Annotated in this window: 10 protein-coding genes; 4 read left to right on the top strand and 6 right to left on the bottom strand. The window is 37.9% G+C overall.

Annotation, left to right across the window (positions count from 1 at the left end; genetic code table 11):
• The first annotated feature begins 580 nt into the window (after window positions 1-580).
• The gene (gene psbO / locus A0J48_RS12350) at window positions 581-1,414 is read left to right on the top strand and encodes a photosystem II manganese-stabilizing polypeptide (protein ID WP_200323445.1); all 834 of its coding nucleotides are present in this window, start codon (window positions 581-583) and stop codon (window positions 1,412-1,414) included.
• 400 nt (window positions 1,415-1,814) lie between these two features.
• Here psbO and A0J48_RS12345 read toward each other — a convergent pair whose 3' ends face one another.
• The gene (locus A0J48_RS12345; RefSeq protein ID WP_200323444.1) at window positions 1,815-2,579 is read right to left on the bottom strand and encodes a DUF4347 domain-containing protein; all 765 of its coding nucleotides are present in this window, start codon (window positions 2,577-2,579) and stop codon (window positions 1,815-1,817) included.
• Window positions 2,580-2,666: 87 nt separating this feature from the next.
• On the opposite strand from A0J48_RS12345, the gene A0J48_RS12340 reads away from it, so the two are divergent.
• Window positions 2,667-4,100, top strand: coding sequence for an NACHT domain-containing protein (locus A0J48_RS12340; protein WP_200323443.1), 1,434 nt, complete (start codon window positions 2,667-2,669; stop codon window positions 4,098-4,100).
• 246 nt (window positions 4,101-4,346) lie between these two features.
• Window positions 4,347-4,793: an Hsp20/alpha crystallin family protein gene (locus tag A0J48_RS12335; RefSeq protein ID WP_200323442.1), complete on the top strand. Its 447-nt coding sequence runs from the start codon at window positions 4,347-4,349 to the stop codon at window positions 4,791-4,793.
• Between the two features lie 280 nt (window positions 4,794-5,073).
• Here the strand turns inward: A0J48_RS12335 and A0J48_RS12330 are convergent, their stop codons facing one another.
• From A0J48_RS12330 to A0J48_RS12320, 3 genes are all read right to left on the bottom strand, one after another.
• The gene (locus A0J48_RS12330; protein ID WP_200323441.1) at window positions 5,074-5,322 is read right to left on the bottom strand and encodes a FitA-like ribbon-helix-helix domain-containing protein; all 249 of its coding nucleotides are present in this window, start codon (window positions 5,320-5,322) and stop codon (window positions 5,074-5,076) included.
• A 138-nt stretch (window positions 5,323-5,460) separates the two neighbouring features.
• Entirely contained in the window at window positions 5,461-5,949 is a 489-nt protein-coding gene (locus A0J48_RS12325) for a hypothetical protein (RefSeq protein WP_200323439.1), read from the bottom strand.
• A complete protein-coding gene (locus tag A0J48_RS12320; protein ID WP_325078751.1) occupies window positions 5,918-6,322 on the bottom strand; it encodes a PadR family transcriptional regulator in 405 nt (134 codons plus the stop codon). The genes A0J48_RS12325 and A0J48_RS12320 overlap by 32 nt, the downstream gene beginning before the upstream one ends.
• 179 nt (window positions 6,323-6,501) lie before the next feature.
• Between A0J48_RS12320 and A0J48_RS12315 the strand changes: the two genes are divergently transcribed.
• Window positions 6,502-8,337, top strand: coding sequence for a tetratricopeptide repeat protein (locus tag A0J48_RS12315; RefSeq protein ID WP_200323437.1), 1,836 nt, complete (start codon window positions 6,502-6,504; stop codon window positions 8,335-8,337).
• Window positions 8,338-8,488: 151 nt separating this feature from the next.
• Here the strand turns inward: A0J48_RS12315 and A0J48_RS12310 are convergent, their stop codons facing one another.
• Both A0J48_RS12310 and A0J48_RS12305 read right to left on the bottom strand, forming a co-directional pair.
• A complete protein-coding gene (locus A0J48_RS12310) occupies window positions 8,489-9,376 on the bottom strand; it encodes a succinate--CoA ligase subunit alpha (protein WP_200323435.1) in 888 nt (295 codons plus the stop codon).
• Window positions 9,377-9,558: 182 nt separating this feature from the next.
• Entirely contained in the window at window positions 9,559-10,776 is a 1,218-nt protein-coding gene (locus tag A0J48_RS12305; protein WP_200323433.1) for an ATP-grasp domain-containing protein, read from the bottom strand.
• Window positions 10,777-11,026: the final 250 nt, after the last annotated feature.

Here is an 11,026-nt window from a genome sequence, read left to right as displayed (position 1 = left end):
GAGGCAGGAGGCAGGAGGCAGGGGGCAGGGTGCAGGGTGCAGGGTGCAGGGAGAAAATTCATTCTTTCTCCCATACTTCTTCTTTCTTCTGTAACTCCTGATAGCGAAGCGTGGCGTAAGCCATACTCCTGATAGCGAAGCGTGGCGTAAGCCATACTCCTGAACTCCTTTTAAACGCTTCTAAAACCAAGCAGTAAAGTGCAGTACATACACGATTGGAGTTTAATGGGATCAATCAGTTCTTATTTCCAATTGGAGTATTTTGATTTTGAGTTAAAAAAAATCGTATGATCTGGCTGATTTACCCATTAAACAATGGGCGTTACGTAGTGGCAGTAAATACATACATAATACAAAATATCTTGGGTAACGCCGCTGTTACCAAAAGCAAACTCCCCTTGCTGCTCCTCAAGATATTGCGCTCCTGCCACTGAAGTTTCTGAGGGTGGAGGATTAAGACTCTTAGTTTCTATCAGTATTTGAGCAATTTTTCTCAACCACTGATAACCTGGACTCAGCCATACTCCTGTATCTTTCTGTTCACAACTTTAGATATTAATTTTTGACATTGAGGTTGACCATGAGATATCGCGCTTTAATTGTTGCATTCTTGGCTTTATGCTTAGGGCTAATCACTGCTTGTAGTGATGCTCCCTCTACCAGCAGCAGAGACTTGCTAACTTACGAACAAATTCGAGGCACTGGCTTGGCTAATAAATGCCCTCAGTTGTCAGAAACAAGCCGTGGTTCTATTGCTTTGGATAACAGCAAATCTTATACCATCAAAGAACTTTGCCTAGAACCTACCAATTACTTTGTCAAGGAAGAACCTGCTAACAAACGTCAAGAAGCGGAATTTGTCGCTGGCAGATTGTTGACAAGATATACTTCCACCATTGACCAAGTACAAGGCGACATCAAAATCAATCCAGATAATAGTCTCACCTTTGTAGAAAACGATGGTCTTGATTTCCAAGCCATCACTGTCAAACTTCCTGGTGGTGAGTTAGTTCCTTTCCTGTTTACAATCAAAAACCTGGTTGCACAAACAGAGCCTGGGCTGACCAGCATCAACACCTCTACCGACTTTGAAGGTTCTTTTAAGGTTCCTTCCTATCGTGGTGCTGCTTTCCTCGATCCCAAAGGTCGTGGTGTGGTTTCTGGCTATGATAATGCTGTAGCTCTACCTGCCCAAGCAGATGACGACGAGTTAACTCGTGCTAATGTCAAGCGTGCAGAAATTCTCAGTGGCAAAATTTCTTTACAAATAGCCAAGGTAAATAGTTCTACTGGAGAAATTGCTGGTACTTTCGAGAGCGAACAGCCTTCCGATACTGACTTAGGTGCTGGTGAACCTAAAGAAGTCAAAATTCGCGGTTTATTCTATGGTCGAGTTGAAGCGAATCGCGCCTAACTCCTCTCAATAAACAGTGCTGAGAGAATTTTTTTCTTCCATTCGTAACGACCAGTAACAAGGTCTGTGGGACGTTATTAAATTAACACAATTTAACTCAATTGCCCCTGCTTTTGTCGGCAGGCAATTGGGTTTTTTTGTGGAATGGAAACCCAAACAAGATGATATAGCAGGAGTCATGAGTCAGGAGTAAAACCCTCTTTCTGTCTATATTTCAATTTAGATACTGTACCTCATTGATCTGCAATCTGCTGTATATTATATCTAATTTTTTTCTCTAGCATACCCACAACTACAAGCGATCGCTCTCCCATCATCTCAAAAAAAAGCGATCCCTTGAGCTAATTAATCTTGCCAATTTTGTTTTGCTCTCGTAAAAATTTCATCTATAGTCTGATCTTTACCGATGAGGATGGGTATCGTAATTGCTTACTATTTCAACGTCATAAGCATAGCCAGAAGTATTATAATTGCCGACGAGGGTAGGTGCTGCTGGGTTGCTGATATTGATGATTTGCAGTCCTGAATTACCATCAGCCACATAAGCATAGTTACCGACTATTGTCACATCCTTGGCATAGCTTAAACGATTCCACACACTGACTAATGTGGGTGCAAATACTCCCTGGTAGGCATTGAGGGTGTCTGTATGAAAAACAGTCTCCGACAGATAAGGTAGAGACGTTGCATGAAACCTCTCTACATCTGTAACGGGGAATGTCACCTCTAACTCCCAATTTCCCCCTAATGCTGCATTTCCCGTCTTTGTTACTGACGCGCTAATGGTTGCGTTGGTAATCTCATGGAACTTTTTAATAAACTCTTCCCCTGCATCTCCCGCAGCGACGTTACACCCATAGAGTAAGATATTTTTACGTTGCCAATCTTGCAACAACCTAGTATATTTACTGATATTATCTAAATTTAGTTGACCATTTCCTAAATATAAACACCCTGGAGAACCGTGGGAAACGATGTGAATGGTGGTAATATGGGGATTTTGTTGTAATACTTCCGTAATTTCCACAATACCGTCTCGATGTGGAGAAAGAATAACCGCTTCTACACCTTCAATCACACCTGTTTGTAAGGTTTGGTAGTCATCAACAGCAGCATCAATAAAAATAACGTTGGAAGTCTGATTGAGTAAAGATTTGTTGAACATAATTGTGTTTAATTTACTGACTTGCCAACATGATTACTGGTGCTTGTATTATTTATCAAGATCACTGACTAATTCAAAAAAGTGATCTTGACAAAAAACAAACTTAAATACATGGGACTGAAAGCTTCTGAATACGGAAAGCAAATTATCAAAACCAAGAGAGAAGAATTAGGTTGGACTTATAATAACTCTCGATGGTTAAAAGCCGCAGGTCAACTTCTTGACCCTAACTGGCCAGATGAGTTATTTTTTGAGGCAAAATATCCTCCAGGTATTTCTGAGGGAACATTAAAACGGTTTCAAGGTGGTAAAAAACCAATTGATATTAAAATCTTTAAAGTCTATTGTCAGGTTTTGGAGTTACCTTGGAGGGATATTGCCGAAAGTTGTTTTGTTGGACGTAACCAGATAGTTACAAATTTAATTAATATGTTGCAAGAAAGCCACAGGTTAATTTTATTAACTGGAATAACTGGCACGGGTAAAACGGCTTTAGCTGAAAAAATTATATCAGAACTTCCAGATAGCTATACTGAAAAGTTAAAGTTTTCTTTTGAAGATAGTGAACAAGAACCATTATTTGCTAGTGTTGCCACACAAATTATATCTCAGTTACAAAAATTAATTTTGCCATCAGAAATTAATCAACCAGAGAATATTATGCTCTGCTTAGTTGATTATATATGTAATCATCAATGTGTATTATTAATTGATTCTTTGGAATTAGCTTTACAAGGAGATCAAAACACTGGTTGGAGTAATTTTAAAGATAGCTGGTGGGAAAAATTTTTTCGGGCTTTGATTGCTTCTCCTCGATGTCAAGGTAAAATAATTATTACTTCTCAAGAAATGCCTATCCAACTAGAAGAAATTTTAATAAATTCTCATTATTTATGTTGTCATGAATTAGTTCGCGGTTTTACCGATATAGAAATAAGAGAATTTTTTCAAAGTGAGGGAATAGAATTTGCAGAAAATACAGAAATAGCCAATTATCTCCACCGCATAGGAACAGCTTATGAAGGACATCCACTAGCTTTAAAAACTATTACTGGTGAAATCCTTAATTTTCCTTTTAATGGAGATGTCAACAGATATTGGTGTGAATACAGAAGCGAAATAGAAGCAATAGAGCAAGCTTATAAAGACCTGGATTTAGAATCATTAAATGATAAATTTCAATTAGATTCTTATAGCAAAAAGCTGAATTTAGCATATTGTTATGTCCGCATTAAAAATGCTGAGGCATTAGTCTATATAGATAAAGCATTAAATATTGCTAAACATCTCAAATCATCGGAATTATTAGGTATGGGATTAGCAAGATTAGCTTATTACTATTGGCAACAAGGAAATTATATTTATGCATTGATGTTTATACTCAAAAGTTTTTGGGTATGTCCTCCTTGGAAAAATATGAATAGCATGAGGACTTTTCAAATAGCCATCCAGGTGATTAGGAACTCAGTTAAGCAAGCCATTAAAAAATATATTATTTACTTTAAAAATAATTGCAAGTGATTTATTAAACACCACTACCAAATAAATTATAATAAACACATAATAAACTAATTCGTGTTAACCGAACCACCCAGATTAGGGTTAACCGAATATCTTTATAACTACTTTATCGGTTCGGTAATCATCATTAAATAAGTGCAAAAAACCGAATTTACAACATCCTTGGCAATCACTAATATGGTAATCAAAGAGTTGATTAAACACTCTCACAAACTAAAACCAACAAAAAGATAGAGGAAGAAATATATGACACTAGTTCGTTACAACCCCTGGAAAGAAATCGACACTTTGGAACGCCGCTTTAATCGCTTATTTGATGAATTAATTCCAGCTAATTTAAAAGATTTAACTACTGTTGCTAGAGTTCCTGCTGCTGAACTTACAGAAACTGATGATGCAGTTATTCTCAAACTAGAAGTTCCTGGTATGTCCCCTAAAGATTTGGATGTTCAAGTCACAGAAGATACTGTTTCTATTAGTGGTGAAAGAAAGTCTCAAACCAAATCAGAAGAAAACGGAAAAACCACCAGTGAATTTTACTATGGTCAATTCCACCGTGTAATTCCATTGCCTGTGAAGATTCAAAATGACAAAGTACAAGCTGAATATAAAGATGGGATTTTGAATCTTACTTTGCCCAAGCTGATTGCAGAAAAGAACAAAGTTGTAAAAATCAATCTGGAGCAAAAATAAGATTCATTATCTGTCTCAAGAGTGAAGACAACGAAAAAGTTAACATCTAATTAATTTAGCCTAGTTGTTTGTATCAACTGGGCTTTTTAATTTCATGGATGCTGGATGCTTTTTTCTCTAAGTTATCAAACCCAGCCGCTTAACTATATTGATTCATATTCCCAAGGATTAATAATCTCAATTCCACACCCTTGAAAGTCAGAAACATTGAGTGTTGCTATAGCTGCTTCAGACTTTTTAGGCTTCATCAGTTCTGACAATACATTTGTGTCAAGAATAATCATTCTTCAAAAGTTGATACAGTACGAATAGGTTCTCTCGCTATTTCTGGTAAATCAAAATCTCCAAAATTTGCAAACCGCTGTTCAATCCGAGTTGCTAGATTTAAGGAATTTTCGTTATTTTCTGTCAGAGTCATGTAGAGAATTTCTTTGGCTTCTTCTTCTAAAGAACGTCCGTTTTTTTCTGCTCGTTTTTGCAGACGAGATTTGATTTCATCATCAAGGTTAGAAATAATAATATTTGTCATACCTAAAATAAGCCTCAATCGGATTTACATACCATCTTACTTTATTCGCTTGTATGCCTAACCCACTTGACAAATAAAATAGCCTTACTTGTGCAGAGGGTTAGGGGTGGGGTTTAAAAAAATTGGTTAATTCATCATCTACTTATTAATTGACTGACTTAGTGAAAGCAGGTCTGACAACTTAATCTGTAAAGCCGATATAATTAAAATTACCGTTCTTACCAGATTGTTAAAATTCACCTGCCAACGGGGAAATCCTTTGTACAACATTTCTCGATTCACTTCATACAAATCACCTAACCATTCTTCTCGTCGTTCTGGTGGAAAAAGGTAAGCAATAGGAGAAGCAACCCAGCGACTAGCCCAAGTTTCCGCAGGTTCAAATTTCTTGTATTTGCGTAATTTATTATCTAGCTGAGATAGCTTTTCTAGTTTTTCTACTAATTCTTCTTCTTGGTTTATCAGTTCTTCTGCAACTTTAATAAATTGCTCTGGTTTTAATGATGGAATACCTTGTAAATGCTGCAAATTAATTCGCAGTTCTCTAACAGTCAGTTCCCAATCATGATCTTCAAATTCCACACCTGCTGTTTCCCTAACTAGGTTGCCAGGTAAGTAAATTTGCACGGAAAGACTGGACTGCTTCGAGTGTGGTAACACCGCTACCTGTAAGTTTATAGTAACGTCGTCTTGCGCCACCTCGTTCTTCACGTCCTTCATCTCCCCAACGGGACTCAACCAACCCTTTTTTTTCCAAAGAATGGAGAACAGGGTAAAGTGTACCGATCCCCATTTGACGCTGACCACCACTAGCTTCTTCCATAGCTTGCGGAATTTGCAAACCATAGAGTTCTTTGTCGTAGAGCGCCAGCAGTACCAGTTCTTCGCGGGGCGAAATTTCGACATTTGTGTGTCCTTTATTTAATACTTGTTGGCGGTTTGTCATGGACTCTATATCTCCCGTGATGTGGTCATGAATTGTGGCAACGAGGCTACTCACTGTTTCGACCCCGTGGGCAGTGAGGCTTTTATCTAAAAATGAGTGTATCTTATAAATTTGATAATTGCCAAGAGGTAGGGGTAAAAAGTTTGCTTCAGATCCCCAACTTATAGAAGAGGTAAGGGATTTGGGGGATTGAGATAAAATAAAAGTTGTTGTTATATTCTCTATTATCTAAAGTGTCTGAATCTCTACAAGATAAATACCTAGCATTAATTGATGAAATAGTTGAAACCACCCTGAAAGGGAAAATTAGCTCTGTAGAGCAGGTATATCAAATGTTACTCAAAGGTATCACTTCTGGTACGGGGGAAGTATTTGAGTTAGCATTGAGCGATCGCTTGACAACCCTGCAAACCCAAGTAGACAGCGAAAAAGACGAACTGAAAAAAGCCAAAGCCACCCGTAGTTTAAGAGCAATTAAAACTATTCAAACACAATGGCAACGTTGGCAAGAACAAAACAAAGCCACAGAAGCTTTAGCTTTAGCAGTACGAGAAATTACAATTGCCAGTAATGATGAACGTTTATCCGTATTACTGCGCTACATTGACCCCAATCAAAAATATCCCTTAAACTTATCGCAATTACAACAATTAGCCAAAGGTTTACAACAATTTGGTGCAGCTAACGCAGATTTAATGCAGATATCCACAGGCATTACTCAGGGGATCGCTTCTTGGCAACGCATCCAAGAAAACCTCCTCAGTTGGATGTATGAACAAAAAACTTCTCTCGGTTTTGGTGGAGTACCCGGAGAAAGAGGACCTTGGGCAAGTTGGGCAAAATTAGTCAAAAGTGAAATACCACAATCATTTTTTCAGACTTTAGCAATAGAACAATCAGCAATTGAATTTACCCAAAAACAACAAAACATTACGCTCAGTAATTGGGTAGAATTAACAATAGTTTTACAATTTTTACAACGGGGACTAATTAGCTGGTTTGATCAACAAGCTTATGATATTCAAGCAGGTCCCAAATTATCTATTTCCACATTTTTGACCTTTGCAGTTATTTGGAGTCAATTAGCAACCGGTTTTCAAACCCAAGCAGTAATATATAGTAATGGCGCTTCACAAATCATGCTCCAAATTCTGCGAACCTTTGCCCAGCGTCCTTATTTTCCACTCTACGGTGGAATTTTTGCCTCATTTTCTGGTAGTTATTTACGGGATGCACTCGATTATTTAGACGAACCTCTACGGTATGCGGAAGGAACACAAGAAAAAGCCAGAATTTTAACATTATTAGGTTATTCTCAACGAGCTTTAGGAAATTATCCGCGCTCAATAAATTTCCATCAACAAGCTTTAGAAATTGCGAGAAATGCTAGAGATACAGCTTGTGAAATTGCTAATCTTAATCATCTTAGTCGTACCTATCTACAAGAAAAAAATTATGCTGAAGCCATTCACCATAGTCAAAGAGCATTAATATTAAGTAGACAAACAGGTGACAAAACTGGCGAAACCAACGCGCTGGTGAACTTAGGTTATAGCGAAGTTATTCAAGCACAGCAATTAGAAATCATCGACTCAGAAGTTTATGAAGCCGCAATTAATTATTTAGAACAAGGTTTAAAGTTAGCAGAAAAATTAGGTGATATTCAAACTCAATCTTTATGTTTTAGTAGTTTAGGTATTGCCTATTTAGTAACTGCACAATATCAAACCGCTATCAAATATTTAGAACTCGGTTTTAAAACAGCACAAATTTCAGGAGATTTATATCTTCAAGGCAGAAATTTAGCTTATTTATCAGAAGCTTATTACAACTTACTAAATTTTGAAAAAGCCCTTTATACAGGTAGTTTAGGAATGTATCTATTAGAGCAAATTTCTTCCCAAGATTGGCAACAACCCGCAGAGTTATTGACAACTATAAAACGACAATTGGGAGAAGATAAATTCCAAGTTACACTGCAACTAAATCGCCCCAAAATTATTTCTGTAATTGGTGTAGATGGGTTTGATTATATTCCTCAATTATTGGATAAATATAATAATTCGTAATTCGTAATTCGTAATTCGTAATTCGTAATTCGTAATTCGTAATTCGTAATTCGTAATAGTGCCTCCGGCAAGCTACGCGAACGTAATTATTTATTTTTTCCCCCACACCCTACACCCCACACCCTACACCCCACACCCTATACCCTACACCCTACATCTTCCCCATCACTGTCTTCAACAATTGAGGAATTTGTGCAGGATATTCAGCTATAGGAATTTGTGCAGCTTGGAAAGCCGCTAATTTATTTTGTGTAGTGCCAAAATTGGGGTCACGTTTGACAACGGTTGCTAAATTTCCTGTCTGATGCCAATATTTGCTTGGTGGTGCGTGTCTACCTGCCACATAAGCAATAACTGGTTTATCAATAGCTTCAGCTATGTATCGTGCTGCTGCTTCTTCACTCTCTCCTCCAGGTTGACCGACTAAAACTATCGCTTCTGTAGTTTCATCCTCATCCAGAATTTGCAACCATTGAGGGAAAGATGAACCAACAATCGCATCACTACCAATACTGACACTAATTGACTGACCTAAACCCGCTTTGGTTAATTCCCAGGCTACTTCATAGGTAAGAGTGCTACTGCGACTAACAATTCCCACAGAACCAGGAGTATAAAATTCACTAGGTTGAGTGCCTAAGAGAATTTTACCAGGGACGATAATTCCTGGGCTATTTGGTCCTACTACCAAAATTTCATGAGTTTCTGTTTTGCGGAGTAGTGTCACCATATCCAAAGGTGGCACACCAGCAGAAATAATAATTAACTGTCTGATATTAGAAGCGATCGCTTCCAAAGCCGCATCTAGAACTTGGTAAGGATGGACACAAATAATCGTCGTATCAATTTGCCCAAATTTTGATATTGCTTCTTCTACTAAATCAAACACTGGCAGATCATACTTTTGTTGTCCACCACATCCAGGATCAACACCACCTACCAAATTAGTACCATAAGCTTTCATTTGAGCAACATGAGTTGCCGATATAAATTCACAAAAACCTTGAATTAAAACTTTGCTATCTGGTCTTAAGTTCATAAAATTTAGTGATTAGTTATTAGTCATTGGACATTGGGCATTGGGCAAAATCAAGTCAAAATTCAAAATTCAAAATTCAAAATTCAAAATTCAAAATTAATTAACTTTTTTTTCCCTGCTCCCTGCTTTCTTAACTGTCACCTGTTCCCTGTTCCCTGTTCCCTATTCCCTATTCCCTGTTCCTACTTTTTGTAAGCAGGTAGTTTAGCCAAACGGACTGCTTGTGCCACGGCTTCATCTAAGTTCTCTACTACTATTAGCGTGTCACTTTCAGAGTTGAGTGTAGCTAAATATTTTCTAGCACTCTGGAATTCAGAACCAGCAAGACGGATAACCAACCGAGGCAAGTATCTGGGTTTATTTTTACTGCCATTAGACAGATAAGATTTGAGTTCTTGTGGGTCTAGTTGTATGAAGTTGGCAATGGCTTCTGGCATTTGGGAGACATCAGGAATAGTACCCAAAAAATTAATCAGAATCACTTGAATGCTTTTATCAACAGATAAATTTCTCAGACCTGTTGCCAAGCGATCGCAAAAAGTATTTGGTGTAGTATCAGTTAAGAAAGAATGTCGTAAGTTTAAAGACACACCGGGCTTACCACCAGCATTAAAAACTGCATCCAAGGTGGTTAACAAAGAACCAGTCCCATTAGCTAATATACCGATTTTCCCATTAATTCCTATCCCATTACCATCACCCAAGATACCGTTAGTCTTGCTAACTTTATTACGGTTCATTATTTTTGCCGCCATTTGGGCTATTTCTGGATGACGGTTAATTGCCCTGGGGTTGACTCTAACTTTACCATTGAGTGCCATCACTTGCCCAGAAGCACTGACAGCTAGAGGATTTATCTCTACTAAATCCAGGTCTTTCTGCACAAATAACTGGTACATTTTTTCTATAATGTCACTGACTGACTGCATCAGCGCCCCCTTTAAGCCCATTTTCAATCCCAGTCTTCTGGCATAAAATGGTGAGAATTCTTGTTCTACAACCACATACTGCATTTTCTCCCCTGGAGATTCCCAATCAATATCTGCTTCTTTACAACCCAAAAGTACGGGACGACACAAAGCTGTATCTAAAACAACCGCCAGATAAAATTCATCTTTGGCATCATACTTGGATTCTGCCAATAAAACCTCTGGCAATTCTCCCCAAATTGGTAAATTAAAGATATTTTGGGCAGCTGCGATCGCATCAATAGTTGTTTCCACAATTCTCACACCACCAGCTTTCGCCCGTTCATCTGCGTGTACTTGCGATTTTAGTACAATCGGATAGCAAATTTTTAAGCGTTTTAAATCTGTAGGATGGTCAATTCTTTGGGATGGTAATACAGGAATGCCCATCTTGCCAAACCATTCTTTAACTTGGTACTCCAATAAATCCATTGACACACACCTTGTATTAACAATTTCAAAGCAGGTTTCTAGTTCTGTCTGATCATCTACACAGCACTTAGATTACATAATTACGCTTTGGTTAGATAAAAAATTTATTTAACACGAATCAATTTTATCGAATTCGTCAAGACTAGCAAATTCCTTTCCATAACTCCAACTACTTTGACATACTCCCCGCCCTTCTAGGGTAGAGATTCTGGAACCACACAGCAATTGCAATCAGATCTGCTACTAGCCC

Source organism: Sphaerospermopsis aphanizomenoides BCCUSP55 (assembly GCF_001586785.1).
Classification (GTDB): Bacteria; Cyanobacteriota; Cyanobacteriia; order Cyanobacteriales; family Nostocaceae; genus Sphaerospermopsis_A; species Sphaerospermopsis_A aphanizomenoides_A.
This window is presented reverse-complemented; position numbering and strand designations above follow the sequence as displayed.